Source organism: Pseudomonas sp. NPDC087814, assembly GCF_044742865.1.
Taxonomy (GTDB): domain Bacteria; phylum Pseudomonadota; class Gammaproteobacteria; order Pseudomonadales; family Pseudomonadaceae; genus Aquipseudomonas.
The window spans coordinates 114,258-140,756 of sequence record NZ_JBIUVK010000005.1 but is presented as its reverse complement, the minus strand read 5'-3'; the positions used below and the strand labels follow the sequence as shown (position 1 = coordinate 140,756).

Genomic DNA, 26,499 nt, shown 5'->3' with positions numbered 1-26,499 from the left:
TGGCTAGATCTTAGGAGTGATGAACATACAGTTTTAGCGATATTTTATTATCTGATAGGATCGATTTTTCTCATGGGAGGTGGCCGATGATCACGTTCAAGCAAATCGACGCGTTGTACTGGATTGCCGAGCTGGGCAGTTTCGAGGCCGCGGCGAACAAGCTGAACATGTCGCAGTCGGCGATTTCCAAGCGCATCCAGGAGTTGGAAGAAACCTTCGATGTGGAGATTTTCGACCGCAGCAAACGCAATGCGCGGTTGACGGAAAAGGGCGCCGAGTTGCTCGACTACGCCAAGGACCTGCTGGAGCGTCGTGACTACATGCTGGAGCGGGTCAGCACCCGTGAAGTGCTGGTGCGCAGGTTTCGCCTGGGGGTGACGGAATTGACGGCTTTCACCTGGTTGCCGGCGCTGGTGGAGGCGTTGCGCGAGGCCTATCCCAAGGTGCAGATCGAGCCGTCGGTGGAGTTGAGCAGTGAGCTGTTTCGCAAGCTGGAGAGTGATGAGCTGGACCTGGTGATCGTGCCTGATGCCTACAGTGATTCGCGCTTCCTGAGTACGCCGCTGGGCAGTGTGGAAAACGCCTGGATGTGCGCACCGGGGTTGGTCAGCGAGGCTGATCCGGTGGGGCTTGAGGCATTGGCCGGGTATACGGTGTTGACCCAGGGGTCGCACTCGGGGACGGGGCTGATTTATGAGCGCTGGTTGGCAGCGCATGCTGTGCAGATGCCGCGCAAGTTGACCAGTCATAACCTGTTGGTGCAGGTCGGGCTGGCGCTGTCGGGGGTGGGGGTGAGTTATTTGCCCAAGGGGTGTTTGTCGCATTTGATCGAGCGCGGGGAGCTGCGCGCGCTGGTGACGGAACCGGCGCTACCGAGGGTCGGGTATGTGGCGTTGCATCGCGGGGATCGGCAGTTTGGGTTGAACCAGAATGTGGCGCAGTTGGCGGTGCAGTGTTGTGATTTTTCGCGGTTGTTGTTTTAGTTTTTCGAAGCAGTGAGCGAGTCCTTAAAGACCTACCCGGTGTAATCCATCATGAAACGCCATTTCGAAGATTTGCAGCTGGGCAGCATCGAGCTGTTCTGCCTGGCCGCCGAGGCCAGCAGCTTTACCGCCGCCGCCCAGGTGGCAGGCGTGACCCCGGCGGCGGTGAGCCGCAGCATCTCGCGGCTGGAAGAGCGCCTGGGCTCCCGGCTGTTTGTGCGCACCACCCGCAGCATCCGCCTGACCGATGGCGGCCGGACATTTTTCGAGCAATGCCGCCAGGCGCTGACGCAACTGGTGGAAGCCCAGCAGGAAATGATGGGCGCGCAATCGGTGCCGTCCGGGCTGTTGCGCATCAGCATCCCGACCACCTACGGCCATCACCGGATCCTGCCGCTGCTGCCGAAATTCCGTGCGCTGTACCCGCAAGTCAGCGTGGATATCCACATCAGCAACCGCAACATCGATTTCGTCGCCGAAGGTTATGACCTGGCCATTCGCGTGCGGGCCCAGCCGGACTCGACGCTGATTGCGCGGTTGCTGGAAGACGCCAGGCTGGTGGTGGTCGCGACGCCGTCATATCTGAAGCGTGCCGGCACGCCCCAGGCCCTGGAGGATTTGCCGAACCATGAGTGCATCCAGTACGAATTGCCGAGCAACGGGCGGCGCATTTCCTGGCTGTTCCAGGTGGACGGCAAGGAGCGGGAGTTTGCCGGGGAAGCAGGCTACAGCTGCTCTGACGACGTGCTGGGTGGCGTAACCCTGGCCAAGCACGGCGCGGGGTTATTCCAGACCTACAAGTTCATCGTCGAGGAGGAGTTGGCCAACGGCAGCCTGGTGGAGGTCTTGCAGCCTTACGGCGGGCGCTCACGGCCGTTTACCTTGCTGTATCCCCATGGCCGCTATGTGCCCCATCGGGTGCGGGCGTTTGTGGATTTTCTGCTGGAGCATCGCGCCGAATGGGCGGCGCTGTAGCGGCGGATAAGTCCCAGGTCAGCATCAGTTGGCCAATGGCAGTATCGATGGCATCAGCGTCGACGCCATCCCGGGCCAGGATCGACACGCCTTGCAGAAAACTGTCGTAGACCGTGGCCATGGCACGGGCGTTGGTCTCGGCCGGTAACTGGCCTGCGCGGATGCCGCGCTCGACACAATGCACGATGCCCGCCCGTGTGCGCTCTCGCGAATGGGTCAGCCCATGGGTGACTTGTGCGTTCTCGGGGGAGGGCGCGCTCATCACGCCCAGGGCTACCATGCAGCCTTTGGGATGCCCCTCTTCACACTGCATGCGTGCCGATTGGCGCAACGCCGTCTCGATGGCCTGGCGCGGTGGCAGGCTGTCATCCCACAGGCATTCGGTGACTTGGGCGAACGTCGCCAGATAACGCTGCACGCACTCCTGGAACAGCGCGTCCTTGGAGCCGAACGCCGCGTAGAAACTCGGCGCGGAGATGCCGCCGCCCAATCCGGCTTTCAACTGGCTCAGGGACGTCGCGTCGTAACCGTGCTGCCAGAACAGGTGCATGGCCTGTTCCACGGCCTGGTCGCGGTCGAAGGTGCGGGGGCGGCCCATCTGTGCCATGTGGAAATCCTCTCGGGTGATGAGATAAATACTAGTCGATACATAAGTCGTTGACAACGCTGCGTGGGGCGCCCAACATTTATATCGATCGGTATTTAAGTCCTCTCGCTCAAGGAGTTTCCCTGTGACCCCCTCAACCACCTTATCGGCAGACGCCGTTCCCGACCGCTTGCCCGTCGGCGCCTTGCTCGCCCTGGCCATGACCGGTTTCATCTGCATCGTCACCGAAACCCTGCCGGCGGGCCTGTTGCCGCTGATCAGCGATGGGCTGGGAGTTTCAGCCTCCATGGCCGGGCAGATGGTCACCGCATATGCGCTGGGCTCGGTGCTGGCGGTGATCCCGCTGACCATCGCGACTCGCGGCTGGCGTAGACGCAATGTGCTGCTGCTGACCATCGTCGGTTTTCTGCTGTTCAACTCCATCACGGCGCTGTCCTCCCACTACGGGCTGACGTTGCTGGCGCGGTTCCTCGCCGGGATGGCGGCGGGGCTGGCCTGGAGTTTGTTGGCCGGCTATGCGCGGCGCATGGTAGAGCCACATCAGCAGGGCAAGGCGTTGGCGCTGGCCATGGTAGGAACGCCGATTGCCCTGTCACTCGGCGTACCGCTGGGCACCTGGCTGGGTGGGCTGGTGGGCTGGCGCACCACGTTCGGGATCATATCGGCACTGACCCTGGTGCTGATTGTCTGGGTGCTGGTGAAAGTGCCGGATTACCCCGGCCAGTCGGCCCATCAGCGCATGCCGTTGCGCAAGGTGCTGACCACGCCGGGTGTGCGGCCAGTGCTGGCGGTGGTGATCTCATGGATGCTCGCCCATAACATTCTCTATACCTACATCGCGCCGTTCGTGGCTCCGGCGGGCTTGGTGGACCGTGTGGATCTGGTGTTGTTGGTGTTTGGTATAGCGGCGCTGCTCGGGATTTGGGTGACTGCCCGGTTGGTGGATGTGGCGTTGCGCAAGACGGTGCTGGTCAGCCTGGCGGGCTTTGCGGCGACGTGCCTGGCGTTCGGTTTTCTCGCGCAAGTGCCGGGCGTTATTTACCTCGGCGTGGCGGTCTGGGGCTTGAGTTTTGGTGGCGCTGCAACGCTGTTGCAAACCGCGTTGGCGGACGCAGCCGGGGATGGTGCGGACGTGGCGCTGTCGCTGAATGTGGTGGCCTGGAACAGCGCGATTGCCGGAAGCGGCGTGGTGGGTGGCGTGTTGCTGGATACCTGGGGCGTGGCGTCTTTCCCATGGGCAATGTTGGTGTTGCTGGCGGTGGGCTTCGCGATTGTGTGGTGCGCGCGACTCCATGGCTTCAAGCCGGGGCACCGGGCCCACGGTAAACCTGTGGTTGGCGGGCACTGATATTTCCAAAGTCTTTGGAAAAACCGCTTCTAACATCAGACAAATCTTAAAATATCCTGCTGCTCGGCCGATATCCCGGGGCATAGGCTTTATCACCCCCGGGAGTATCGGCATGCGCATCAAGAGAATGTCTGCAATCCATGTTGGCCTGTTGTTCAGCCTGTCCGGTGCCTGCATGGCCGCGAGCCCGGTGGGGCAGGGAGTCATCTCGTTTCACGGCAGCATCGTCGAAGCGTCTTGCACACCGCTCGCCGTGGCCAACGGGATGAAACTCAACAATTGCCCTACGTCCGCACGCGGCAGCGCCATCAGCGTGCGCAGTGTGCAACCGGTGGGCTCGGTCACGGCCCTCGACCACAGCGCCGTGAACGTGAAGCTGGTCGCCGACAGTGGCCGGGGAGACCGCTATTACCAGCAGCAATATGCGTTGGTGGATGGCCAAGGGAGGCCTGTGACGTCGGGGCAGTATCTGATTACATTAACGTCACCTTGAGAGATGGCAGTGGATCAACCCGATGAACCTGACTGGACACAACCTCGCGCTCCTGACTTCCCTCAGCGTCTTGCTTGAGGAGAGGAACGTCACGCGGGCGGCGGCGAAGCTCAACCTGACGCAGTCGGCGTTATCCGCGCAGTTGTCGCGGTTGCGTGACCTGTTCGGCGACCCTTTATTGATGCCTGCTCAGTCCGGAAAAGGCATGGTGCTGACAGCACGTGCCGAACATTTGCGTCAGCCGTTGCGCCAGGCGTTGCAGGTACTGGGGACGGTGGTCGGTGACCTTCCATGCTTTGATCCTGCCAAGTCGGACCGGACCTTTGTGATTGGCGCGAACGATAACGCCGCTGCGATCGTCGCGCCCCGGCTGGTGCAGCTTGTGCAGGCTGCGAGTCCTGGGGGCATCCGGGTTTCGATACGTGCGATCGACCAGGTGTTGCTTGGCGATCAGTTGGAAAGCGGCGAGATTGACGTCGCGCTGGTATCACACAGCCGTATCGGGAACCTGTCGCACGAGTTGCTGCTGCAGGAAGAATTCAAGATGGCCCAGCGCGCCGATCACCCTCGCGGATCCGCGCCACCAACGCTGGAGGAATACCTGGGCCTGGAGCATGTGGTGGTGTCGGGTGCCGTGAACAGCTTTCACGGTTTTATTGATGATGTGCTCGCGCAGAAGGGGCGTGCGCGCCGTGTCGCGGTGTCGGTGCCTTACTACAGCATCGTTCCATTGCTGCTGCAGAACAGCGACTGTGTAAGTGTGCTTCCGTCCCGTTTCCTGAGCCGTTATGAGCGCTCGCTGGCGGCCCTTGCTCTGCCCCTCGAGGTGCGCGACTTCAGTTTGTTCTCTGCCTGGCATCCACGGTTCGACAAGGACCTGGCACATCTCTGGTTGCGCGAACAACTCAAGCTCTGCGTGCTTTCCTGACGACATCAGGCCCTGGCAGGTATCTACGCCACACATACCTGGCATGCGGAGTTTCGATTTCAACTATAAAAAACGCTTGAATAGGATGCCGCCGATTCCAACTGGAGAGCTGCACCATGACCAAGCTGACATTTACCCGCGTGTTGAATTACACGGCCCTTGCTGCTGCCCTGGCACTGGGAGCCATCGCGGCACCGGCGGTGGCAGTTGCCGCCGCGCCCCAAGTCAAAACCCAGGCCCCTGGTTACTATCGCACGATGCTTGGAGATTTCGAGGTCACCGCGCTGAGTGACGGCACCATCGATGCACCGTTCGACAAATTGCTGAATGAGCCGGCTGCCAAGACCACTACCGCACTGCGCAAGGCGTTCCTCGGGGTGCCCACCGAGACCTCGACGAACGCGTATCTCGTCAATACCGGCACTCGGCTCATCCTGATCGATACCGGCGCTGGTGCGCTCTTCGGGCCGACCCTGGGCAAGCTCGCGGCCAACCTGCAGGCAGCCGGCTACAAGCCGGAGCAGGTCGATGACATCCTTCTCACGCACATGCACCCGGACCACGTGGGTGGGCTGGTTGCCGAAGGGGTGATGGTGTTTCCGAACGCCACGGTACACGCCGACAAGCGTGACGCCGATTACTGGCTCTCGCCGGCGAGGCTGGAGCCTGCCTCGGCCGACGCCAACAGCTTCGTACCCGAGTTCGCGAAGGGTGCAATGGCTTCCTTGAACCCGTATATCGCGCTTGGAAAGTTCCAGCCTTTCCAGGGCAGCGGGGAGATCCTGCCGGGGTTCAAGGCGCTGTCCAGCTATGGCCATACCCTGGGGCACACCAGCTACCTGGTTGAGAGCAAAGGCCAGAAGATGATTGTCGCCGGTGATCTGATCCACGCCGGTGCCGTGCAGTTTGCCGACCCGTCGGTGACTATCGAGTTTGATACGGACAAGAAAGCCGCCACCACTGCCCGCGAGACCGTGTTCAGCCTGGCTGCGAAAGAGGGCGCGCTGGTCGGCGCGGCGCACCTCTCGTTTCCCGGCCTGGGGCATTTGCGTGGTCAGGGCGCCGCGTGGCAATGGGTGCCGCTGAATTACTCAACCGAACTGAAGTGACTCGCGATTAGTACGCTTCACGGGGAATCATGGAAATAAACTCCGACCTGAAGATACCTTCCATGACCTGCATGAAATCCGAGGCGAGCTTGGAGCGCTGCTGGTGACCCGGAAATACCATCGAAACCTCGAAGGGTATGTCCTGGTCCAGCGGTCTGAACGTAAGGCCCGGGTATTTCGAGTAGGAGGCGGTGAATGGATCACACACGGTGATGCCGAGCCCCCCGGACACCATTCCGCAGGCGGAGTGCGCGGCGGTGGTTTCAACGCTGGAGACGCCTGCAACACCCCGAGCCTCCATGGCTGATGTGATGCGTCGCTGCAAAGGATTGTTGGCGTTCAGGGTAATCAGGCGTCGCCCGTGCAAATCCTCCAGGGTCACCACGTCTTTGGTGGCCAACATATCGTTGGCCGGCATCACGCACACCGCGCTGATGGGTGGCAGGTTGATCACCTGGATCCCGGGATATTCCCCTGAAGGAATCTGCACAAAACCAATATCGATCTGGTTGGCAGACGTCAGTTCCAGGATGCCCACCGAGTTGCGCACATCCAACGAGGTTCTGACCTCGGGGTGCTTTCGCGCGAATCGGCATACCCCCTCAGCCACCACACTGAGCCCCAGCGTGCTCATTGAACTGATCCTCAATGTGCCGGTGCGCAGCGTCACAAGGTCCTCTGCAACCCGCTCGATGCGTTCTATGCCTTGATAAAACTTGTCCACCTCCGCGTACAACACCTGTGCTTCCGCCCCGGGAATGAGGCGATTGCCTTCACGGCGAAACAGTCGAAGGGAAAGGACAATTTCGAGGTCGCGGATGAGCCGGCTGATGGCCGGTTGACTGACCTGAAGTGCCTCGGCGGCGATAGTCATGCTTCCGGTGAGCATGACCGCCCTGAAAGCTTCCAATTGGCGAGGATTGAGTTTCATTGTAGCTCTCGATCGAATGTTGGAGGGCGCATTTTTGCGAGCGTATAACATTTTGTTATGTGCGTCCAACCTGTTACCGGTTTGCTATAAGCATGTAACGGCGCGATGATTTAGTTGCGTGGTTTTACCAAAGAAAAGCAGTTCCCGTTATTAATATCGGGTGCCGCTTAAGTAAAAATAAAAAAGAGGATAGCGCGTGCTGAATTATACCGTCCGCAGGTTGTTACTTCTGCTTCCGATGCTGCTGGGAGTCTCCATTGTGGTCTTCCTGGTCATGCACTTTATTCCGGGAGATCCTGCGCAGCTGGCAGCAGGTCCGGATGCAACAGCGGAAGATGTTGCGCAAATAAGGCAAAACTACGGATTGGATAAGCCGCTAATCAATCAATACCTTATTTATGTCAGGAAAGTTGTCGTGGGTGATTTTGGCGAGTCATTCCAGACATTCACGCCCGTGCTCGAAGGTATAGCCAGAACTCTTCCCGCCACGATTGAACTGACCGCTGCCGGAATGTTGCTTGCCGTCATCATTGGCGTTCCCCTCGGTATTGCGGCCGCTTTGAAGCCCAGAGGCTTCCTTGATAGTTCGCTGACCACCGTTGCAGTTCTGGGCATATCAATGCCTGGCTTCTTTCTGGGACTGATATTGATGCTGATCTTTTCAGCCAACCTCGGATGGTTGCCGCCGACCGGCAGAGGCGGGCTGCAACACCTGATATTACCGGCCTTGACACTTGGTTTGCCGTATGTTGCAACTTTTTCACGGCTGGCCCGATCCACCATGATGGATGTGCTGAGGGAAGATTATATTCGTACTGCCTATGCGAAAGGTGTACCGAGTTACAAGGTAGTACTCAAGCATGCACTTTCCAATGCGGCCATTCCATTGGTGACAGTATTCGGTATGGACTTCGGCCGGTTACTGGGTGGCGCGGTTATTGTCGAGACAGTATTTGCCTGGCCGGGAATGGGGCGGCTCTTGATTGATGCAATCATGGCTCGGGATATTTATGTCGTCCAAGGCACAGTTCTTGTGTTTGCCGCGGTGGTGGTAATTATCAACTTAATGGTGGATTTGGTTTATGGCGTCCTCGACCCTCGCGTCACTTACAACTGAGGCCGATATGAAACTTCCGAAAAAATATCGGTTGGGCTTTGTCAGTTTCCTTATTTCCAATAAGCGCTGGTTCGCGTTTGCTTCATTGATCGTGATCCTGGTGATGGTTGCTGCGGCGATAGCTGCCCCTTTGTTGTTTGATTGGGATTCGGTCACCAAGATCAACTTATCAACGTCCCTTGTCGAGCCCGGTGCAAGTTCCTGGCTCGGCACGGACCAATTGGGCCGTGACTTGTTGGGTCGAGTCGTGTGGGGGGCACGAATTACGCTCACCGTCGCAGTTTCAAGTGTCAGCATTGCGATGGTCATTGGCATCGCTTTAGGTGCGGCGTGTGGCTATTACAACGGCGCCATCGCCGGGGTGGTGATGCGGGTCATGGACTCGATGATTGCATTTCCCCGGACACTGGTTGCCATTCTGGTCATCACGGTGGCGGGCAACAGCATAGTAAGCCTGACACTGGCCATCGCCATTTCAACGATCCCGATTTACGTGCGTTTCTTTGCCGGGCCGGTCATGGCATTGAGAAACCGCGAGTTTGTATTGGCCTCCAAGTCGATTGGCGTCAGCGATCTGCGGCTGCTGCTGATACATATCCTGCCGAATATCGGTTCGCTGGTCATTATCCAGGCCACCGTCTCGCTGGCTGAAGCAATCCTCATTGGTTCCGGGCTCAGCTTTCTGGGGCTTGGCCCGCCGCCGCCCACCCCGGAGTGGGGCTCGATGATTGCCGAGTCGCGGCCGTTATTGACCACCCATCCCTACGTATTGATTGCGCCCGGATTTGCACTGGTTTTGACCATATTGAGTTTCAACATTGTGGGGGATGCGTTGCGAGACTATATCGACCCGAAATCACGTAACGCATAAATGAGTTCGGCGCGGTTAAACACGCCCTGTGTGTCCACCAGAATTATCAAGCGAGAAAGATTATGCGGCGTCTGAATTGCCTGGAAGTATTGATACGGAGTTTCGCTGTTGTCGGCATCCTTGGACTGTCGGCGGGCCTATCGTTTGTTGCCAACGCCAAAGACCTGAAGAAGCTGACATTCGTTCAAGGCGCTGATATCGATACCCTGGACCCAGCGATTTCGCGCAGTGTGCCTTCCTATAACGTGATTAATCACCTGTTTAATCGGTTGGTCGCATGGGACGGTCACGGGCATAACACGTTTGTAGCTGATTTGGCGCAGTCATGGTCAAGGTCCGAGGATGGACGGCAATGGATTTTTATCCTGAAACCGGGAATTACCTTTCATGACGGCACGGCGTTTGATGCTGCAGCGGTGAAGTTTAACCTGGACCGAATCATGAACCCCAAGCTCGGTTCTCCGCACCGGTCCTACTATGCGGATATAGCTTCGGTGGATGCGCTAGCGCCGAATGAGTTACGCATCACCACAAAAAATCCCTCACCCACAATGTTGGAGTTACTGGCAAAAGAATCTTCGTCAATCAGCAGTCCGGCCGCTGTCGTTAAATATGGACGGGCTTATGGGCACCATCCCGTCGGTACCGGGCCCTACGTATTTGATAGTTGGATACCCAACGACCAGGCCGTTATTCATAAGAACAACGCTTTTTATGGAACAACGGCAAAACCGGAAACCATCGTGTTCCGTCCGGTCAGGGAAGATTCTTCCCGAGTCATAGAGCTGCGAACGAACAATGCGGATATCGCGGCAAATTTATCGCCCGAGGCGGCTATTGAATTAAAGGAACTGAATAAATCCACCTTGCTGCGGGTACCCAGCACATTCCAGGTGTTCTTTGAAATGAACCTGACCAAACCGCCCTTTGATGACCCGCGCATACGGAGGGCGGTGAGTATGGCGATTGATCGCCAGGCATTGGTCGACAAAGTGTTGTTGGGATATGGAAAAGTACCCACTGGCCCATTTCCGGAGGGTACGCAAGCCCGACGTGAATTCCCTCCGGTGAAGTACGACCCTGATGCGGCAAGAAAAATAATTAACGAGGTATATCCAGGCGGTTATCCAGGCACCGTAGTTATATGGACCCCGGCGGGACGCTATACCAAAGATCGCCAGGTCTCGGAAGTTGTCCAAGGCTATCTTAACGCCGTGGGGCTGAAGACCGAGTTTAAGGTATGGGAATGGGCAACGTATCAAAAGAACTTGTATCGCCCCGAGCCGGGCAAGGGCACGGGCAAAGGTAGCAATGACGCAAACATGTGGTTACTGGGAACGGGCATATCTGACGCGGATATTCGTTTGCGTCGAAAGTTGTCCAGCGGCGACCCGCAGAATCTCACGGGTTACAGCAACCCTCAGGTAGACAAATTACTTCAGTTGGCCTCGCGTGAACTGGATGAAAAAACACGCATGTCCTATTACGGCCAGATTCAGCAGATTCTATGGGAACAAGACCCGGACAATCTGCCGCTGTTTGACCAGGAGCAAATAATTGGTGTGCGTAAAGCGTTGAATGGCCTGGATGTCGATTATGAAGGGACCATCGATTTGACGAATGTAGAACTTATTGAGCGGTGATTTAAATGTCGAATTTACATGCCAACGAAACACTGTTAACCGACGCTCGCCTGAGTGCTCCTCCCGCTGAACGCATGGTCAAGTACCATGATATTCCGGCACTTGAGACCGAGAAACGTCAGTTTCACGAGTTTGTCGAAGTGGACCTGGCGCACACCGTGATGCTGGTTGAACAGCAGATTCTTTCTGTGTCGGTCGGGCAAGCCATCCTCGCGGAGCTGCGGTTGATTCGGGACATGGTTCCCGCCGACTTCCCGTTTGATGTAAAGAAAGGCAGCTTCCTGCTTCAGGTTGAATCGTACCTTTTCTCCCGGATCGGCGAAGACTCGGCCGGGCAGATGCACACCGGCCGCAGCCGGATAGACCAAGGGGCAACGGTACGCCGCCTGTACGACCGCAAGCGCATCCTGGCGGTGCTGGACCGTATCAATGAGTTCCAGGTGGCGTTGATTCAGAAGGCCTCCACGCATTCGGGCACCATCATGCCCGGCTACACCCATATGCAGCATGCCCAGCCCTGGGTGTTCGGCCACTACCTTTTGAGTTTTACGTCGAGGCTGCACGACAGCTTCAGCCGCTTGATGCACGCTTACACCCGGGTCAATCGCAACCCCCTTGGTGCCGTCGGCCTGGCCGGCACGTCCTGGCCGCTGGACCGTGGGCGCACCACGCACCTGTTGGGGTTCGACAGCCTGGTAGAAAACTCCAAGCTGGGCCGCGAAGCATGGTACGCAGCAGAGACGATTGGCGCATTGTCCTTTGTCATGGCCGACCTGAACGACCTGGCAACCGACCTGCATATCTGGTCGAGCGTCGAATTTGGAACGGTGGAAAGCCACGACGGCTATTGCGGCACCAGCAGTATTTTCCCGCAGAAGAAAAACCCCAGCGGCTTGGAAACCATCAAGAAAGCTGCAGGTGGATCGGTGACCTGGCTCAGCACGGCCCTGGCCACTTTCCGGTCCGAAGGCACCGGCGACCAGGCGATGCGCGACCTGCCGTTGATCCATGATGCGCTGGCCACCACCGAAGGCATGTTGGACCTGTTTACCGGCATCATTGAAACCCTGGTGGTGCATGAGGACCGGATGACAGCCCTGCTCTCCGGGAGTTGGTGCACCGCCAGCAACCTCGCCGATGTGATCGTTCGGGACCGGGGCATCTCTTTCCGCCAGGTCCACCACATCGTGGCCCGCCTGGTGCGTAACTGCCTGTACGAGGGCGTGGCTCCTGCCGGGGTGACCGGCGCCGCACTGGATCAAGCCAGCGTGGAAACTGTCGGCTCAACCCTGGGCTACTCGGATGCCCAGGTCCGCGATGCTTTGAACCCGCGCCGTTTTGTCGAGACCCGCACTTCCGCGGGCGGCGTCGGCCCGGACGAGGTCCGGCGATTATTGTCGATCGCCCAGAACGAGCTGGAGCAGGACCGTGAGTGGGTTGCGCAGAGCCGGCGCAAGGTCGATCAATCCCGTGCCGACCTTGACGCGGCCATCTCGGCGATCGTCGATTAAAGGAGCGCCTCATGAACGAGAATTTGGTAGCCCGGGTGAAAAACCTGAGTGTCGGCTTCGGCACCAGAGGGCGCGAGACGCCGGTGGTGCGCGATGTGTCCTTCGAGGTGATGCGCGGTCAGACGCTGGCGATCGTGGGTGAGTCCGGCTCCGGCAAATCCGTCACCTCAATGGCGATGATGGGCCTGATCAAGCGCGCCGGCGGACGGGTGCTTTCGGGCTCGATGGAGCTGCAAACCAGGAATAACCAGATTGTCGACCTGGTGGCGGCGCCCGAGTCTGTCATGCGCACACTGCGGGGCTCGTCCATGTCGATGATCTTTCAGGAGCCCATGACTTCGCTGAATCCGGTCTTCAAGATCAGCGCGCAACTCATCGAAGGCATCTTGCTGCATCAGCGGTGCAGCCGTGCGCAAGCCGAAGCCCAGGCATTACGCATGCTGGACCTGGTGCGTATTCCGGATGCGAAGCAGGTCATGAACCGGTTTCCCCATGAGCTTTCCGGCGGCATGCGCCAACGGATCATGATTGCGATGTCGCTGGTCTGCGAGCCCACACTGCTGATCGCCGACGAGCCGACCACAGCGTTGGATGTGACGGTGCAGGCGCAGATCCTGCGGATTATCAAGGAGCTGCAAGATAGCCTGGCCATGGGTGTGATCTTTATCACCCACGATATGGGCGTGGTGGCGGAAGTCGCAGACCATGTGATGGTGATGAAGAAAGGCGAGACCGTTGAGCAAGGTCCGGCAAGGGCAGTGCTGCAGGAGCCCAAGCAGCCCTACACCCGGGCATTGCTGGCGGCTGTTCCAAAAATCGGCTCAATGCGTGGCACTCAACTTCCCGCAAAATTTGCCTTGATCGATGATGACGTCGCAGCGGGTGCAGAACCTGCGCCTGGCGTGGCCCCGGACTACCAGAGTCCGCCGGTGCTCAGAGTCGAGTCGTTGTCCATTCGGTACGACCTCAAAGGTGGTCTCCTCGGGAAGGTCCGGCGCCGTGTGCATGCCGTCGAAGGCATCGACTTTGATATCTACTCAGGTGAAACGCTGGCCCTGGTGGGCGAGTCCGGGTGCGGGAAATCTACCAGCGCTCGTGCGATTGCCGGGCTGATGCCGATACAGGGCGGGAATATCGTTTTCGGTGGCAAGAACCTTACGACGTTGAACAAGAGCGATATGAACTCGCTGCGCCGCGATATCCAGATGGTCTTCCAGGATCCCTATGCATCCCTGAACCCGCGTCTCACGATCGAGAACAGCCTGCTGGAGCCGCTGCATGTTCATGGCATTGCACATGGCGCGCAAGCACGAAAGCAGGTGCGAATATTGCTGGAGAAGGTGGGGCTGTCGGCGGAGCATGCACAACGCTATCCGCACGAGTTCTCGGGTGGGCAGCGACAGCGGATCTGCATCGCGCGGGCGCTGACTCTGTCTCCGAAGCTGATCATCGCCGATGAAGCCGTCTCGGCGCTGGACGTGTCCATTCAAGCCCAGGTGATTAATCTCCTGCAGGACCTGCAGCGCGAGATGGGCATTTCATTTCTGTTTATTTCCCATGACCTGGCGGTGGTCGAGCGGGTCAGCCACCGGGTCGGGGTGATGTACCACGGACGCATCGTTGAGATCGGGCCACGCCAGTCAGTGTTCGAGCAGCCTCAGCACCCTTACACCCAAAGGTTGCTGAGCGCGGTGCCCTCGGCGGACCTGAACGTGCCCAGAAAGCCGTTCAGCCTGATGGAGGAGAGCGTGCCCAGCAGGATTTACGAGGTGGGCTACAAGGCTCCGCCGATCAGTTACCGCGAGGTCGCCGCGGGCCACTTCGTTGCAATTTGAGCGCCGGGTATCACAGGTCGACACACCGCCCTGTGCGGGCGGGTTCAACTGCCCTTAACGAGCATGTACTTGCTGAAATTGTTGATGTGATCATCAAGATTATCCTCAAGCATCATCCGGTACTGATCACAGAAATACTTCAGCATCGCCTCACGGGCCTGGGCCATTTCTTCGCCGGATTTAAAGCTGCGTGCGCTGACCCAGGCATTGAAGCGTGTGGTGCCGAACATCATCGAGGCGCTGACTTTGCCCAGGTCGGCGAACGCCCTGAACTGCTCGTTGGACAGCTCGATGTGCGCGTCCGCGCGATCATAGAAGCCGTTGTCGGTGGTGTCTGGCATTGCGGTTACCTTCCTGTTCGTGAGTGCGGCGAAGGTACCGCCGCGCTCCACAGGAAGGCAACCACATCGGCCGCTTCAGGCCTTATTTATTGCGCGTCACCCTCCACACCGTGTTGGCCAGGTCATCGGCAATGATCAGCGCACCCTTCGGATCAACCGTGACCCCCACCGGCCGCCCGCGAGTCTTGCCATCGTCCCCGCGGAAACCCGTGGCGAAGTCCAGCGGCTCACCGGCAGGCTGGCCATTGCTGAACGGCACGAAGATCACCTTGTAGCCCACCGGATTGTCCCGGTTCCAGCTGCCGTGCTCGCCGACGAAGACGCCGTCGGCATATTTCTCGCCCATGGCCGGGATGGAAAAGTCGACGCCCAGCGCGGCGACGTGGGAACCCAGGCTGTAATCCGGCTTGATCGCGGCGGCGACCTTGGCCGGGTTCTGCGGTTGGGCGCGGGTGTCGACGTTCTGGCCCCAATAGCTGTAGGGCCAGCCGTAGAATTCGCCTTCGCGCACCGAGGTCAGGTAATCCGGCACCAGGTCCGGCCCCAGTTCATCCCGCTCGTTGACCACCGCCCACACCTGCCCGGAGCCCGGTTGAATGGTCAATGCCGTCGGGTTGCGCAAACCGGTTGCATAAGGCTTGTGGGCACCGGTGGCGGCGTCGATCTGCCAGACCATCGCCCGGTCGATCTCGACCTCCATGCCGCGTTCGGTGATGTTGCTGTTGGACCCGATGCCCACATACAGCGAGCGGCCGTCGGGGCTGATCGCCAGGGATTTGGTCCAGTGGTGATTGATCGCGGCGGGCAGCTCGGTGACGGTGGTGGGCGGGCCACCGGCCTTGGTCTGGCCGTCTTCGTAGTCGAAGCGCACCAGCGCATTCTGGTTCGCCACGTACAGCTTGCCGTCGGCAAAGGCCAGGCCGTAGGGCGCGTTGAGGTTTTCGGCGAATACGGTTTTCAACTCGTAGGTGCCGTCACCGTCGGCATCGCGCAGCAGGGTCAGGCGATTGCCGCCCTTGACCTTGGTGTTGCCCTCGGCCTTGATCACGCTGGCGATCACATCCTTGGGCTTGAGTTTCGCTGCGCTGCCGCCCCGGCCTTCGGCGACGAGAATGTCGCCGTTGGGCAGCACCAGGGTCTGGCGCGGGATCCGCAGGTCGGTGGCGATGGCCGTGATGCTGAAACCCTCGGGCACCGTAGGTTTCTGCTCGCCCCAGGCCACCGGTTCGGCGATCTTCATGCTGGGCAACAGGCCGCGCTGGGGTTCCGGCAGCTTGGGGTCGGGGCCGCGAGCTTGAGTGCTGTCGGCTTCGCCACCGCAGGCGCTCAACAGCACCGCCATGCTTAAAACGGTCAGCGTGCTGGAAGGCTTCATTGGGCACCTCCCGAGCGCAGGTTGGTCAGCCCGACCCACGTGGTCACGCAGGCCAGCAGGGTCACGACGGCAGACAGCACCAGGCCCGAAGGCATCACGGCCCAGGCATCCTTCGCATGTTCAAAGGCATTTACCAGGCCCAGCGCCCAGGTCACCAGCAACAGCAGGAAGTACACCGTGGGGCGCCCGGCCTTGCGGTCGGCACGCAGCAGGTTGACCAGTGCAAACAACCCCGCCAGCCCGCAGAACAGCAGGGCGCCGGCGATCAGCCAGGCGGCGAAGTTGCTCCATTGGATCTGGTAGGTCTGGTAGTAGGCAATGTCGCTCAGCAGGGCGCCGAGAAACAGCGGGACGGTACCGGCCAGCAAGGTCGCGTGAAGCGGGCCAGGCGTGCAGCGGTAGGTGAGGGTGGTGGTGTCGGTCACGGGCGGCTCCTTATCGTTGAGCGGCCCTGATGAGGCTCATCAGGGCCGCGCTGACTGCGCTTAAGGAAGGAGCGTGCTGCTTGCGCGTTAGTTCACCCGCTATTCGTTTCCAAATATGTTGCGTCAGTTGATGCGTGGATGTTGCTGCACCAGGTTTTCACGCTTGGCTTCCAGCTCGGCGATTTGCGCGTCGATATCTTCGATCTTCTGCTCGATATTATCTTCGTGCTCCTGCAGCAGCTCCTTGGCTTCCTCGATATCCGACGCCGCCGGTGCCGCACCGCGCAGGGGTTTATTGGCGGTTTCCTTCATGGTCAGGGCGGTGAAAAGCCCCAGCACGGCGAACACCATCAGGTAATAGGCCGGCATGTACAGGTTGTTGGTGGTCTCCACCAGCCAGGCCATGGCGGTTGGCGTGAGGCCGGCAATCAGGATCGAGATGTTGAAGGCGCTGGCGAGCGCGCTGTAGCGGATGTGGGTAGGGAACATCGCCGGCAGGGTGGACGCCATCACGCCGATAAAGAAGTTGAGCACCACCGCAATGATCAGCAGCCCCGAGAAAATCAGCCCGAGCTTGCCGCTGTTGATCAGCATGAACGCCGGAATGGCGAGAAAGAACAGCGCGATGCTGCCGAACAGAATGAAGGGTTTGCGCCCGATCTTGTCGCTGACAAAGCCAATCATCGGCTGCACGAACAACATGCCGACCATGATCGCGATGATGATCAACACGCCGTGGTTTTCGCTGTAGTGCAGGTTGTGCGACAGGTAGCTCGGCATGTAGGTGAGCAGCATGTAGTACGTGACGTTGGTCACCACCACCACGCCGACACAGGTCATCAGGCTGCGCCAGTGCTTGGTGGCGACTTCCTTGAACGAGACTTTCGGGCCGCCCGCCAGGCCTTCGCGGTCACCTTGTTCGAGTTGCTCCACGTGCTGTTGAAAGGCCGGTGTTTCTTCCAGGGCATGACGCAAGTAGAGCCCGATCATGCCCAGCGGCAGGGCGAGGAAGAACGGCAGGCGCCAGCCCCAGGACTGGAAGGCGTCTTCGCCGATCACCGCCGAAATCAGCACCACCACGCCCGCGCCGAGCACGAAGCCGGCGATGGAGCCGAAGTCCAGCCAACTGCCGAGGAAGCCGCGCTTGCGGTCCGGGGCGTATTCGGCGACGAAGATCGAGGCCCCGGTGTACTCACCGCCCACCGAGAAGCCCTGGGCCATCTTGGCCAGCAGCAACAGGATCGGCGCCCAGATGCCGATCGAGTCATAGGAGGGGATCAGTCCGATGGCGAAAGTGCTCAGGGACATGATCACGATGGTCGCCGCCAGGACCTTTTGCCGGCCGTATTTGTCCCCCAGCCGGCCAAAGAACAGGCCGCCCAGCGGGCGAATCAGGAACGGCACCGAGAAGGTCGCCAGGGCCGCGATCATCTGTACGCTGGGAGACGCTTCGGGGAAGAACACCTTGCCCAGCACATAGGCGACAAAGCCATACACCCCGAAGTCGAACCACTCCATGGCATTGCCCAGCGCAGCGGCGGTGATCGCCTTGCGCATCTTGGCGTCGTCGACGATGGTGATGTCATCCAATCCAATCGGATTGACGGTTTTCTTGCGTGATTTCATGGGAATACTCAGCCGCAGGTCCATTTCGATGCCACTGTTTTGGTGGCATGCGCTTAATGGGTCAGATACATGCGGACACTGAATAATTCACCACTGGCTGGATTTTTTTGTTAACGGCCAGCGCCTTACCGGGACAACGCCACCGCATCCGCCCCGGCCGGGATACGCATCGGGCTGTTTGGGTCAGTCGCCGCGCGCCATACGGCTTCAGCCACATCCTCGGCCAACGTGACCTCGGAAGGCTCCCCCCAGGCGGCAAATATGCGTTCCGCCAGGCCTGCGTAAGCCTCGGGAATCAGGATGCGGTTGCGGGCGTTTTCGCCGAAGCGGGTGGTCGGTGCGCGCCCTGGCAATACCAGGTTGGCGCGTACATTGAACGCCGCCAGTTCCAACGCCAGGGATTCGGTGAAGCCGTTCACTGCGCATTTGCTGGCGGTGTATACGGCGAGCAACGGCAACGGTAGCAAGGTCACACTGGAGGTGACGTTGATTACCACGCCGGCCTTGCGCTCACGAAATTGCGGGAGCACGGCCTGGGTCATCGCGATGGTACCGAAGGTGTTGGTTTCGAATACCTCGCGGATCGTTTGCATGTTGATGCCTTCGACCGCACCCAGCAGGCCGATCCCGGCGTTGTTGACCAGTACATCAACCGGCCCGGCGGCTTCGATGGCCTGCTGGATGCTGGCCTCGTCACTCACATCAAGCGCCAGCACCCGCAGGTGCTCCGAAGGCGGTAGAAGGTCTTCCCGGGGCGTACGCATGGTGGCGACGACCTTCCAGTCCCGGGCCAGGAAGTAGCGAGCGATTTCCAGGCCGAAGCCGGACGAGCAGCCGGTGATCAATACAGTATTCATGGACGTTCCTGCCAGTGGTGAGGGTCGTAAAACGATAGGCCGCGTTGATTGGACTTGCTATGCTTCAAAGTCCAAATTTCATTTGCAGGAGTCCGGTCATGGTCGACCCGCTGGCCGAGATCGTCACATTGCTGCAACCCACCGCAGGCTTTTACAAAGTGGTCAGCGGCGCCGGTGCCTGGCGCGTGCAGCGGGCCCACAATGGTCAGCCGTTTTACTGCGCGGTGCTTGAAGGCCAATGCTGGCTGACCTTCGACGGCAGGCCGGCGGTACCTTTGCAGGCCGGGGATTTTGTGTTGATTCCGGCTTCCCGGGTGTCCGGCATGTCGAGTGCCGTTGACCTGGAACTGCCGGAAACCACACCCGTTGTGCAGCCTGATGGGGAGTTCCGGATTGGCGAACAGAGCGGGCCGGCGGATATTCGCTTGTTGGTCGGGCATTGTGCGTTTGCCTCACCCGACGCAGCCTTGCTGGTGTCGTTACTGCCCGAGCTGGTGCATGTGCGCGGGGAGCCGAGACTGGCAACCCTGGTCCATCTTGTGGGTGAGGAGTCACGCAGCCAGCGGCCTGCACGGGAAGTGATTCTGGATCGGTTGCTGGAAGTGTTGCTGATCGAAGCCTTGCGCTCGACAGGCAGTACGAGGGCATCCCCCGGGTTGCTGCAGGGCTTGTCTGACGAACGACTGGCGGTCGCTATCCGCCTGCTGCACGAACAACCCATGCGGGCCTGGACGGTGGCGGAACTGGCAAAACACGCCGCACTGTCGCGCTCGACGTTTTTCGAACGCTTCAACCGCGCCGTGGGTGTCGCCCCGATGGCGTACCTGTTGGCCTGGCGCATGGCGCTGGCGAAGAAGCTGCTGCGCAATCAGGCAGGCGGTATCGCCGACATTGCCGAGCAGGTCGGCTATGGCTCCGCCAGTGCCTTCAGCGTGGCGTTTACCCGGTATGCCGGGCAGTCGCCGACCGTTTATGCTCGCGGCGAGGGCGCACCGGTGGATTAACTGATCCGCTCGCCCCCCAGGGAATCACGCTGCATCGACTGCAGGTTTTTCTCGATGGTTTCGCAAAGGGCTTCCATCTGGATCTGGTGCTCGCTGTCGCGGAACGGGCTTTGCAAATCGGTGCCGATGCGTTCGATGGCCAGCAGCATGAAGCCCACCACCGTGGACGCCAGCGGGGTGAACCAGCCCAGGGATTCCACCAGGCCCACCGGCACGATCAGGCAGAACAGCGAGATGAACAGCCGCGGGAAATACACGTAAGGGTAGGGCAGCGGCGTATTGGCGATGCGCTCCATGCCGCCCTGGCTGTTGGACAAATCCACCAGAGTCGACTCCAACCGTGCCAGGCGAATGCTGTCCAGGCGCCCGGCCTTGTATTCCTGGGCCAGCAGGGCTGCGGAGCCGTTGATGATGTCGTTGGAAAAGTTATTGGTACTGGTGCTGCGGGCGAACTCGTTGGCCGGCAGGAAGGCGCGGATTTCTTCCGGGCAAGGCTGGCCCCGCAAGTGCGCCGCCAGGCAGTTCACATACGCCACGTGACGGCGCAGCAAGGTCGCCTTTATCGGGTTGACCTCATTGTCCGGGTCATCCAGCAGCGTCAGCACTTGCCGGGCGAAGCTGCGGGAATTGTTGACCATCGCCCCCCACAACGTGCGTGCCTCCCACCAGCGGTTGTAGGCGCTGCTGTTGCGGAAACTGATCAGCACCACCAGCGCCGAGCCGAGCAGGGTGAGCGGCATCAGCGGCAGGTTGATCTTGCTGTTGAGGAACAGCATGAAGTCCACGGTGACGGCGATATCCCAGAGCAGCAGCCAGAACAGCGCCCAGCCTACATAGCCCATGGTCTTGATGATCAGGCGGTATTTTTTGATGATGGCAGCTTTCAAACGGAAACCTCGCGGCGAGCGGTAAACATCAATGCCCTAGCTCGGACGGTGTTTACCGGGTAAAGGTTCGCCGGCGGGTCGGCTCTTCAGGCCTGGAATGTCAGGACAAAGCGGTTTTCGCCCTGGGGCTTGCCGTCCGGTGCGGGCTGGTCGGGCACGAAACCGCAGCGGGTCAGGACTTTTTGTGAGCCCACATTCTCGGGGTACACGTACGCCACCAGTTGGGTCAGTGCCCAGCGCGCCTGTGCCTCGCGGATCAGATGGTTCAGCGCCAGGGTTGCCAGCCCTTGCCCGCACGAGCGCTCACCCACGCGGTAGCCGACTTCGGCAGAGCCCTTTGGCGAGTCGATGCTTTTCAGGTTGGCGCGACCGACGATTTCGCCGCTGGCGTCTTCGATCACGAACGGGTGCCATGTGCCGGTGGCCAGGCCAGATAGATAACCGTCAATATGCTCGGCGACGCCCTGCACCGAGTAAAACGATGGGTCGCGCGCCTCGATATGCGACTCGAACCAGTCACGGTTACGGGCTTCGAAGGCCAGCAATGCTTCAGTGTCCGTACTGCTCAGCTCGCGAACGCGAAATGACGTCATTGCTCGAATCTCCAGGGTTGTTCTGTCCATTTAGTCATGTTTTCGTCATAAAGGCGTGTGAAATTTGCCTGCCAAAAATATGAAATCATGGAGTTTTTCCGATGAGGGTAGTCACCTCCGGCTCGGCGTATCTGGACATCGATGCATACGCCTGCTGCATTGCGTATGCCGAGTTGTTGAATCGTCAGGGAATCGAGGCGCGTGCCGTCAGCAGTGCTCCACTGAATGCCAGCATCTCCAGGACCGTGCTCGGCTGGCGATCGTCACTGGATGACTACCGACCCGAGCCCGGCGATGAGTTTGTGATGGTGGATATCTCGGACTTCCACCACTTCGACCCGGTGGTCGTGCTCGATCAGGTGGTGGAGGTGATTGACCATCACCCGGGGTTTGAAACCTATTGGGCGCAGAGGCTGGGAAGTGCCGCAGACATCCGTTTGATCGGTGCAGCAGCGACGCAGGTTTTCCTGCGTTGGGAAGCGGCCGGTTTGTTGCCGCTGATCAGTGAGCACAGTGCCGCGCTGCTGGCCACGGCAATCCTGGACAATACCCTGAATTTTACCGGGCAGTTGACCACCGCGGCGGATGTTCGGGCTTATGAAACCCTCGCGCTGCTGGCGAAACTCGCGGCGGGCTGGCCTGAGCGGTATTTCTCCGAGTGCCAGGCCACTATCGAGTCAGACCTTGCAGGCGCGTTGGCGGGTGACCTGAAGTGGCTGAAAGCCGACAGCAACCTGCCGCAGGTTTTTGCGCAGATGACGGTGTGGGATGCCGGTGCGCTGATCCGAAAGCATCGCTCGACCATCGCTGATTGGCTGGCGGCGCAGGGGGAGGACTGGCTGGTGAATCTCATCAGTATCCGCGAGTGCAGAAGTTATTTCCTGGCTGAGCCCAAGGTCAGCCAGGAAAAACTGAGCCAGTTGCTTTCCATCGACTGGCAGGCCGGGATGGCGGTGCTGGATCGTTCGCTGTTGCGCAAGGAACTGGTAAGGCTGGCGGCCACTGATTGACGGCGTTCACCAAAGTGACGTTCCTCTTTGAAGAACCCGCAATACAATGGCCAGGGTATTACCGAAAAGGAACGTCAGTTGAACGAACACACATTGTCCATGCGCCTTGAGCGCGTGGCGACGCACGTCCCCGCCGGGGCGCGCCTGGCGGATATCGGCTCCGACCACGGCTACCTGCCGGTGGCATTGATGCGCCGCGGCGCCATCGTGGCGGCGGTGGCGGGCGAGGTGGCCCTGACGCCGTTTCGCGCAGCCGAGCGCACGGTGCGCGAGAACGAGCTGGAGCAACACATCACCGTACGCCTGGCCAGTGGCCTGGCGGCGATCGAGCCGGGAGACGGGATCAACGCGATCAGCATCTGCGGCATGGGCGGCGAGACCATCCGCGACATCCTCGACAGCGACAAGGCGCGTCTCAGTGGCGAGGAGCGCCTGGTGCTGCAGCCCAACGGCGGCGAGCAACCGTTGCGCCAGTGGTTGATGGAGAACGGCTACCACATCGTGTGCGAAGAGCTGCTGCGGGAAAATCGCTTCTTCTACGAAATCATCGTTGCCGAGCACGCCGGGCCTGTGACCTACACCGCCGAAGAACTGTACTTCGGCCCGCTGCAAATGCAGGCCCGCAGCCCGGAATTCCTGCTCAAGTGGCAGCGCATCCTGCGCCACAAACAGCAGACCCTGAGCGACTTCGCCCAGGCGCGGCAAGCGGTGCCCGAGGACAAGGTGCAAGAGGTCGCCCAGCAGGCGCGGTGGATCGCAGAACTGCTGGCGTGAGGGTCAGCCTGCGAGGGTGTTCAGCTCTGCGAGTACCTCGTCCGAAAGATCCAGCTCGCCCACCGCGATGTTTTCCCGTAGATGGGTGACCGAGGACGTTCCCGGGATCAGCAGGATATTCGGGGAACGGCGCAGCAGCCATGCCAGGGCCAGTTGCATCGGGGTGACGCCGAGGCGCTGTGCAACGTTCGACAACACCGCTGACTGCACTGGCGAAAATCCGCCCAGCGGGAAGAATGGCACATAGGCGATGCCGTCCCGGGCCAATTCGTCGAGCATCGCGTTATCGTGTTGGTGGGCGATGTTGTACAGGTTCTGGACGCACACGAAGCGCACGATTTTTCGCGCCTCGGCGACCTGCGTCGGGGTAACGTTGCTGATGCCGATATGGCGTATCAGGCCCTGTTGTTGCAGCTCGGCAATGGCACTCAGGGGTTCCTCGATCGAGCCTTCGGCAGTGCCCATCACGCCGTGCATGGCCCGCACATTCACCACGTCCAGCACATCCAGGCCCAGGTTGCGCAGGTTGTCGTGCACGGCCTGGGTCAGCTCGGCCTTCGACGAAGCGTTGAACCAGGCGCCATCGTCGCCACGGCGGGCGCCTACCTTGGTGACGATCGTAAGATCGTCTTTATACGGGTGCAGTGCCTCACGAATAATCTGATTGGTGACATGCGGCCCGTAGAAGTCGCTGGTGTCGATATGGTTCACGCCGCAAGCGACGGCCTCGCGCAGTAAGGCCAGCGCTGCATCACGGTCCTTGGGCGGGCCAAACACGCCTGGGCCGGCCAGTTGCATGGCACCGTAGCCGATGCGGTTGACGGTGCGATCGCCGAGATTGAATGTGCTGGTGGTCATGGTCGGAGCTCTTGCTTGACGGGAGGAAGCCTATAATATGAAGGATCCTTCAGGTTTAGAATTCGCATTCCATGAGCCCTCTCAAAGCGTCGTTAAAGCCAAGAAAATCAGCGGTCCAGGCCCGGTCGGCGGCGACGGTGGAAGCGCTGCACACGGCAACCCTTCAGGTTTTGACCGCTCAGGGCCTGGTGCGCTGCACCACGACCCGCGTGGCCGAGCGGGCGGGCATGTCGGTGGGCAGTCTCTATCAGTACTATCCGAACCGCGATGCACTGCTTGCTGCGGTATTGGAGAAGCATCTGGTGCAGGTGGCCGAGACCGTCGAGCAGGCGTGCGATCAACACCAGGGCACCACGGTGGCGGAAATGGCATCGGGGTTTGTCACGGCTTTTCTCGCCGTGAAGCTGATGGACCCGACGGCGTCCAAAGCCCTGTATGCCATCGCAGGTGAGCGGGGCGGTGCGGAGCTTGTGGCGCGGATCAACAAGCGGGTGGTGGCCGCGATTGCAGCGATGTTGGCGACGGCGTCGGATGCGCGTTTTGAAGACCCATCCCTTACCGCCGCCATCTCGCTCAGCGCGGTGGTGGGACCGGTTCGGGCGTTGCTTGAAGGCAATGCATCTGCGGCCTTTGAAGCCGGCCTGGAACAGCAGGTGACCCGCATGCTGCGAGCTTATCTTCAAACCTATCAGTCACTTACGTAAACCGTGTTCAGGGTATTTTGCAGCGCTGCTTCGCACTAAAGTCACATCCATGGGTCCATAAGCCCCGCAATCGAACTTTGAAGATTTAACCCATGCACCTACGCAAAATTGCAGTTGGGCTGTCGGCCCTTGTTTTGCTCTCCACCGGGGCGCAAGCCCGTGGCCTGCTGGACCTCATCACACCACCTCAATCCCATACCTCTCGCTCGGGCTCCATCAGTCAGGGCGCGGCCCTGGGTCTGTATTCAAGCCAACAGAAAAAGCCATCGTTCGACAGTTGCGCCGACCTGTTCCCGGCCGCACAACCGATCAACACGGCCACCGTGCCGGCCACCATGAAACCCCTGGCGCTGTGTTCCGATAATTTCGCGGTGCTGTACTCGCAAACCAGCAAGACCCCGCTGGTGGTGGTCGAACGCCTGAATGCCGGCCAGTTGAAGGATGCCAAAGGCGAAGAACGCACCAACCAGTTCTACCCCGACCCGCGTATTCCCAAAGGCGCGCGCGCCGAGTTGAGCGACTACCGTGGCCAACACCCGGCCGTGGACCGTGGCCATCAATCCCCGGCGGCGGATGCGCCGAGCACCAACGCCATGGCCCAGTCCTTTGCGCTGTCGAACATGGTCCCGCAAGACCCGACCAACAACCGCAAGATCTGGAGCAAGGTCGAGGCGGACGTGCGCAAGTTTGCCAAGCGCGCCGACGGCAATGTGTTCGTGTTCACCGGCCCGTTGTTTGACCCGGGCTACAGCACCATTGGCGACAACAAGGTCTGGGTGCCGACTCGCCTGTTCAAGCTGGTTTACGACGTGTCGTCCAAGCGCGCCTGGGCGTATGTTCTGCCCAACGCTGAAACCCGTATCGAGAAGCCGATGGACTACGCGACGTTTGTGAAAACCACCGGGCTCAAGTTGCTCGGGAATTTGCCGGTGACGGGGTCCGTCGGGCGTACTTGACGGCCTGAAACCGGGTGCGTCACTTGCCCTTTTTCAACGTCTTCAAGCGCAACGTTGCGCGCTGCACAGCGGCCATCTTCTCTGGCCGCTTCATCTTTTTCCATTTACGAATATCGTCCTTGGTGCGTCCACAACTCACGCACAGCTCACCACTGAGCTGGCAGGTTGAGACGCACGGGTTCTCGATATCTTTAGCCAAGGCTTTACCCCTTTACCGCATACAGTTTGAGCAGGCGCAGGCGCCAATTGCCGCCATGCTGCAGGTGGCATTCTTCCTCGGAGTCGAAGCGCACGTAGCGGTGCGAAGAAGGGCGATCCACCCCGGCATCCTCCAGCGCGGTGGCCGTCAGTTCGCGCATGCGCAGGTCCAGTCCGGTAGAAAGGGCCAGTTCCCGGTTCGCCCTGGTATCGAATACCCAGATGACCAGCAGGCTTTGGGCAAAGGCCTGGTAGTCGACTTCGTGGGTCAGCCAGTCGAAGCCGGTGATTTCGGCTTTCGCGATCTCACAGGCTTCGGTCAGGGTCGCGACCAGGCGACGTTCGATGCGTGCGCTGTCGCGTTTGCTTGAAGACATGGGGATTCCTTGAGGAGCGAGGAGGGTGATGATACGCGAGAGGTCCACTGTAGGAGCTGTCGAGCTTTAGCGAGGCTGCGATGGCGGACTGGCAGGCGACATCTTTATTGCCTGACAGGGCCTCTTCGCAGCCTCGCTAAAGCTCGACAGCTCCTACGCAGGA

28 protein-coding genes are annotated in these 26,499 nt (G+C 60.0%); 16 read left to right on the top strand and 12 right to left on the bottom strand.

Going from position 1 to position 26,499, the window contains the following annotated elements:
- Window positions 1-86: 86 nt before the first annotated feature.
- Together ACIOMR_RS06595 and ACIOMR_RS06590 are read left to right on the top strand one after the other, a co-directional pair.
- Entirely contained in the window at window positions 87-983 is an 897-nt protein-coding gene (locus tag ACIOMR_RS06595; protein WP_008433274.1) for a LysR family transcriptional regulator, read from the top strand.
- A gap of 51 nt (window positions 984-1,034) precedes the next feature.
- Window positions 1,035-1,958 (top strand): LysR family transcriptional regulator, encoded by a 924-nt coding sequence (locus tag ACIOMR_RS06590; RefSeq protein WP_008433275.1) that lies wholly within the window; start codon window positions 1,035-1,037, stop codon window positions 1,956-1,958.
- Here the strand turns inward: ACIOMR_RS06590 and ACIOMR_RS06585 are convergent.
- The gene (locus tag ACIOMR_RS06585) at window positions 1,861-2,565 is read right to left on the bottom strand and encodes a TetR/AcrR family transcriptional regulator (RefSeq protein ID WP_087692927.1); all 705 of its coding nucleotides are present in this window, start codon (window positions 2,563-2,565) and stop codon (window positions 1,861-1,863) included. The genes ACIOMR_RS06590 and ACIOMR_RS06585 overlap by 98 nt on opposite strands.
- A gap of 124 nt (window positions 2,566-2,689) precedes the next feature.
- Between ACIOMR_RS06585 and ACIOMR_RS06580 the strand changes: the two genes are divergently transcribed.
- From ACIOMR_RS06580 to ACIOMR_RS06565, 4 genes are all read left to right on the top strand, one after another.
- Window positions 2,690-3,913: an MFS transporter gene (locus ACIOMR_RS06580; RefSeq protein ID WP_401192981.1), complete on the top strand. Its 1,224-nt coding sequence runs from the start codon at window positions 2,690-2,692 to the stop codon at window positions 3,911-3,913.
- A 112-nt stretch (window positions 3,914-4,025) separates the two neighbouring features.
- Window positions 4,026-4,406, top strand: coding sequence for a type 1 fimbrial protein (locus ACIOMR_RS06575; RefSeq protein WP_003207908.1), 381 nt, complete (start codon window positions 4,026-4,028; stop codon window positions 4,404-4,406).
- A gap of 22 nt (window positions 4,407-4,428) precedes the next feature.
- Window positions 4,429-5,334, top strand: coding sequence for a LysR family transcriptional regulator (locus tag ACIOMR_RS06570; protein WP_003207910.1), 906 nt, complete (start codon window positions 4,429-4,431; stop codon window positions 5,332-5,334).
- A 116-nt stretch (window positions 5,335-5,450) separates the two neighbouring features.
- Window positions 5,451-6,443: an MBL fold metallo-hydrolase gene (locus ACIOMR_RS06565; protein ID WP_003207912.1), complete on the top strand. Its 993-nt coding sequence runs from the start codon at window positions 5,451-5,453 to the stop codon at window positions 6,441-6,443.
- A 7-nt stretch (window positions 6,444-6,450) separates the two neighbouring features.
- On the opposite strand, the gene ACIOMR_RS06560 is transcribed toward ACIOMR_RS06565, so the two are convergent.
- Window positions 6,451-7,374: a LysR substrate-binding domain-containing protein gene (locus tag ACIOMR_RS06560; RefSeq protein WP_087692926.1), complete on the bottom strand. Its 924-nt coding sequence runs from the start codon at window positions 7,372-7,374 to the stop codon at window positions 6,451-6,453.
- 196 nt (window positions 7,375-7,570) lie between these two features.
- On the opposite strand from ACIOMR_RS06560, the gene ACIOMR_RS06555 reads away from it, so the two are divergent.
- The 5 genes from ACIOMR_RS06555 to ACIOMR_RS06535 all read left to right on the top strand — a co-directional run bounded on the left by ACIOMR_RS06555 (window position 7,571) and on the right by ACIOMR_RS06535 (window position 14,351).
- Complete coding sequence (locus ACIOMR_RS06555) at window positions 7,571-8,491, top strand: ABC transporter permease (RefSeq protein ID WP_003207915.1); 921 nt, start codon at window positions 7,571-7,573, stop codon at window positions 8,489-8,491.
- Window positions 8,492-8,498: 7 nt separating this feature from the next.
- Entirely contained in the window at window positions 8,499-9,362 is an 864-nt protein-coding gene (locus ACIOMR_RS06550; protein WP_008433279.1) for an ABC transporter permease, read from the top strand.
- A 62-nt stretch (window positions 9,363-9,424) separates the two neighbouring features.
- Entirely contained in the window at window positions 9,425-11,005 is a 1,581-nt protein-coding gene (locus ACIOMR_RS06545; protein WP_003207917.1) for an ABC transporter substrate-binding protein, read from the top strand.
- 5 nt (window positions 11,006-11,010) lie between these two features.
- On the top strand, window positions 11,011-12,516 hold the full coding sequence (gene argH, locus ACIOMR_RS06540) for an argininosuccinate lyase (protein ID WP_023659030.1): 1,506 nt from the start codon (window positions 11,011-11,013) through the stop codon (window positions 12,514-12,516).
- Between the two features lie 11 nt (window positions 12,517-12,527).
- Window positions 12,528-14,351, top strand: coding sequence for an ABC transporter ATP-binding protein (locus ACIOMR_RS06535; RefSeq protein ID WP_003207919.1), 1,824 nt, complete (start codon window positions 12,528-12,530; stop codon window positions 14,349-14,351).
- Window positions 14,352-14,395: 44 nt separating this feature from the next.
- Here the strand turns inward: ACIOMR_RS06535 and ACIOMR_RS06530 are convergent, their stop codons facing one another.
- The 5 genes from ACIOMR_RS06530 to ACIOMR_RS06510 form a co-directional block, all read right to left on the bottom strand.
- The gene (locus tag ACIOMR_RS06530) at window positions 14,396-14,692 is read right to left on the bottom strand and encodes a DUF3144 domain-containing protein (RefSeq protein ID WP_003207921.1); all 297 of its coding nucleotides are present in this window, start codon (window positions 14,690-14,692) and stop codon (window positions 14,396-14,398) included.
- Between the two features lie 82 nt (window positions 14,693-14,774).
- The gene (locus ACIOMR_RS06525) at window positions 14,775-16,067 is read right to left on the bottom strand and encodes a PQQ-dependent sugar dehydrogenase (RefSeq protein WP_401192972.1); all 1,293 of its coding nucleotides are present in this window, start codon (window positions 16,065-16,067) and stop codon (window positions 14,775-14,777) included.
- Window positions 16,064-16,492, bottom strand: a complete 429-nt coding sequence (locus ACIOMR_RS06520) for a DUF2231 domain-containing protein (protein WP_003207924.1) — start codon at window positions 16,490-16,492, stop codon at window positions 16,064-16,066. The genes ACIOMR_RS06525 and ACIOMR_RS06520 overlap by 4 nt, the downstream gene beginning before the upstream one ends.
- A 123-nt stretch (window positions 16,493-16,615) precedes the next feature.
- Window positions 16,616-18,118, bottom strand: coding sequence for a glycine betaine/L-proline transporter ProP (proP, locus tag ACIOMR_RS06515; RefSeq protein WP_003207926.1), 1,503 nt, complete (start codon window positions 18,116-18,118; stop codon window positions 16,616-16,618).
- 125 nt (window positions 18,119-18,243) lie between these two features.
- Window positions 18,244-18,975, bottom strand: coding sequence for an SDR family oxidoreductase (locus ACIOMR_RS06510; RefSeq protein ID WP_177069250.1), 732 nt, complete (start codon window positions 18,973-18,975; stop codon window positions 18,244-18,246).
- 98 nt (window positions 18,976-19,073) lie between these two features.
- On the opposite strand from ACIOMR_RS06510, the gene ACIOMR_RS06505 reads away from it, so the two are divergent.
- On the top strand, window positions 19,074-19,979 hold the full coding sequence (locus tag ACIOMR_RS06505) for an AraC family transcriptional regulator (protein WP_401192967.1): 906 nt from the start codon (window positions 19,074-19,076) through the stop codon (window positions 19,977-19,979).
- Here the strand turns inward: ACIOMR_RS06505 and ACIOMR_RS06500 are convergent.
- Both ACIOMR_RS06500 and ACIOMR_RS06495 read right to left on the bottom strand, forming a co-directional pair.
- The gene (locus tag ACIOMR_RS06500; protein WP_008433288.1) at window positions 19,976-20,866 is read right to left on the bottom strand and encodes a bestrophin family protein; all 891 of its coding nucleotides are present in this window, start codon (window positions 20,864-20,866) and stop codon (window positions 19,976-19,978) included. The two genes, ACIOMR_RS06505 and ACIOMR_RS06500, sit on opposite strands and share 4 nt — an antisense overlap.
- A gap of 86 nt (window positions 20,867-20,952) precedes the next feature.
- Window positions 20,953-21,459: a GNAT family N-acetyltransferase gene (locus ACIOMR_RS06495; RefSeq protein WP_102368487.1), complete on the bottom strand. Its 507-nt coding sequence runs from the start codon at window positions 21,457-21,459 to the stop codon at window positions 20,953-20,955.
- Window positions 21,460-21,560: 101 nt separating this feature from the next.
- Between ACIOMR_RS06495 and ACIOMR_RS06490 the strand changes: the two genes are divergently transcribed.
- The gene (locus ACIOMR_RS06490; RefSeq protein WP_401192962.1) at window positions 21,561-22,469 is read left to right on the top strand and encodes a bifunctional oligoribonuclease/PAP phosphatase NrnA; all 909 of its coding nucleotides are present in this window, start codon (window positions 21,561-21,563) and stop codon (window positions 22,467-22,469) included.
- 78 nt (window positions 22,470-22,547) lie between these two features.
- Window positions 22,548-23,243, top strand: a complete 696-nt coding sequence (locus ACIOMR_RS06485) for a tRNA (adenine(22)-N(1))-methyltransferase (RefSeq protein WP_401192959.1) — start codon at window positions 22,548-22,550, stop codon at window positions 23,241-23,243.
- 3 nt (window positions 23,244-23,246) lie between these two features.
- On the opposite strand, the gene ACIOMR_RS06480 is transcribed toward ACIOMR_RS06485, so the two are convergent.
- On the bottom strand, window positions 23,247-24,101 hold the full coding sequence (locus ACIOMR_RS06480) for an aldo/keto reductase family oxidoreductase (protein ID WP_003207934.1): 855 nt from the start codon (window positions 24,099-24,101) through the stop codon (window positions 23,247-23,249).
- 71 nt (window positions 24,102-24,172) lie between these two features.
- Between ACIOMR_RS06480 and ACIOMR_RS06475 the strand changes: the two genes are divergently transcribed.
- Window positions 24,173-24,805, top strand: a complete 633-nt coding sequence (locus ACIOMR_RS06475; RefSeq protein ID WP_023659027.1) for a TetR/AcrR family transcriptional regulator — start codon at window positions 24,173-24,175, stop codon at window positions 24,803-24,805.
- Window positions 24,806-24,897: 92 nt separating this feature from the next.
- Window positions 24,898-25,761 (top strand): DNA/RNA non-specific endonuclease, encoded by an 864-nt coding sequence (locus tag ACIOMR_RS06470; RefSeq protein WP_003207938.1) that lies wholly within the window; start codon window positions 24,898-24,900, stop codon window positions 25,759-25,761.
- Window positions 25,762-25,780: 19 nt separating this feature from the next.
- On the opposite strand, the gene ACIOMR_RS06465 is transcribed toward ACIOMR_RS06470, so the two are convergent.
- A complete protein-coding gene (locus tag ACIOMR_RS06465) occupies window positions 25,781-25,960 on the bottom strand; it encodes a DUF1289 domain-containing protein (protein WP_003207939.1) in 180 nt (59 codons plus the stop codon).
- Window positions 25,961-25,964: 4 nt separating this feature from the next.
- On the bottom strand, window positions 25,965-26,336 hold the full coding sequence (locus tag ACIOMR_RS06460) for a hypothetical protein (RefSeq protein WP_003207940.1): 372 nt from the start codon (window positions 26,334-26,336) through the stop codon (window positions 25,965-25,967).
- Between the last annotated feature and the right edge of the window lie 163 nt (window positions 26,337-26,499).

Bases quoted from the DNA above. Each gene is read 5' to 3' on its own strand.
- ACIOMR_RS06595 (WP_008433274.1), top strand. From the start codon at position 87: ATGATCACGTTCAAGCAAATCGACGCGTTGTACTGGATTGCCGAGCTG.
- ACIOMR_RS06590 (WP_008433275.1), top strand. From the start codon at position 1,035: ATGAAACGCCATTTCGAAGATTTGCAGCTGGGCAGCATCGAGCTGTTC.
- ACIOMR_RS06585 (WP_087692927.1), bottom strand. From the start codon at position 2,565: ATGGCACAGATGGGCCGCCCCCGCACCTTCGACCGCGACCAGGCCGTG.
- ACIOMR_RS06575 (WP_003207908.1), top strand. From the start codon at position 4,026: ATGCGCATCAAGAGAATGTCTGCAATCCATGTTGGCCTGTTGTTCAGC.
- ACIOMR_RS06570 (WP_003207910.1), top strand. From the start codon at position 4,429: ATGAACCTGACTGGACACAACCTCGCGCTCCTGACTTCCCTCAGCGTC.
- ACIOMR_RS06565 (WP_003207912.1), top strand. From the start codon at position 5,451: ATGACCAAGCTGACATTTACCCGCGTGTTGAATTACACGGCCCTTGCT.
- ACIOMR_RS06560 (WP_087692926.1), bottom strand. From the start codon at position 7,374: ATGAAACTCAATCCTCGCCAATTGGAAGCTTTCAGGGCGGTCATGCTC.
- ACIOMR_RS06550 (WP_008433279.1), top strand. From the start codon at position 8,499: ATGAAACTTCCGAAAAAATATCGGTTGGGCTTTGTCAGTTTCCTTATT.
- ACIOMR_RS06545 (WP_003207917.1), top strand. From the start codon at position 9,425: ATGCGGCGTCTGAATTGCCTGGAAGTATTGATACGGAGTTTCGCTGTT.
- argH (WP_023659030.1), top strand. From the start codon at position 11,011: ATGTCGAATTTACATGCCAACGAAACACTGTTAACCGACGCTCGCCTG.
- ACIOMR_RS06535 (WP_003207919.1), top strand. From the start codon at position 12,528: ATGAACGAGAATTTGGTAGCCCGGGTGAAAAACCTGAGTGTCGGCTTC.
- ACIOMR_RS06530 (WP_003207921.1), bottom strand. From the start codon at position 14,692: ATGCCAGACACCACCGACAACGGCTTCTATGATCGCGCGGACGCGCAC.
- ACIOMR_RS06525 (WP_401192972.1), bottom strand. From the start codon at position 16,067: ATGAAGCCTTCCAGCACGCTGACCGTTTTAAGCATGGCGGTGCTGTTG.
- proP (WP_003207926.1), bottom strand. From the start codon at position 18,118: ATGAAATCACGCAAGAAAACCGTCAATCCGATTGGATTGGATGACATC.
- ACIOMR_RS06510 (WP_177069250.1), bottom strand. From the start codon at position 18,975: ATGAATACTGTATTGATCACCGGCTGCTCGTCCGGCTTCGGCCTGGAA.
- ACIOMR_RS06505 (WP_401192967.1), top strand. From the start codon at position 19,074: ATGGTCGACCCGCTGGCCGAGATCGTCACATTGCTGCAACCCACCGCA.
- ACIOMR_RS06495 (WP_102368487.1), bottom strand. From the start codon at position 21,459: ATGACGTCATTTCGCGTTCGCGAGCTGAGCAGTACGGACACTGAAGCA.
- ACIOMR_RS06490 (WP_401192962.1), top strand. From the start codon at position 21,561: ATGAGGGTAGTCACCTCCGGCTCGGCGTATCTGGACATCGATGCATAC.
- ACIOMR_RS06480 (WP_003207934.1), bottom strand. From the start codon at position 24,101: ATGACCACCAGCACATTCAATCTCGGCGATCGCACCGTCAACCGCATC.
- ACIOMR_RS06475 (WP_023659027.1), top strand. From the start codon at position 24,173: ATGAGCCCTCTCAAAGCGTCGTTAAAGCCAAGAAAATCAGCGGTCCAG.
- ACIOMR_RS06470 (WP_003207938.1), top strand. From the start codon at position 24,898: ATGCACCTACGCAAAATTGCAGTTGGGCTGTCGGCCCTTGTTTTGCTC.
- ACIOMR_RS06460 (WP_003207940.1), bottom strand. From the start codon at position 26,336: ATGTCTTCAAGCAAACGCGACAGCGCACGCATCGAACGTCGCCTGGTC.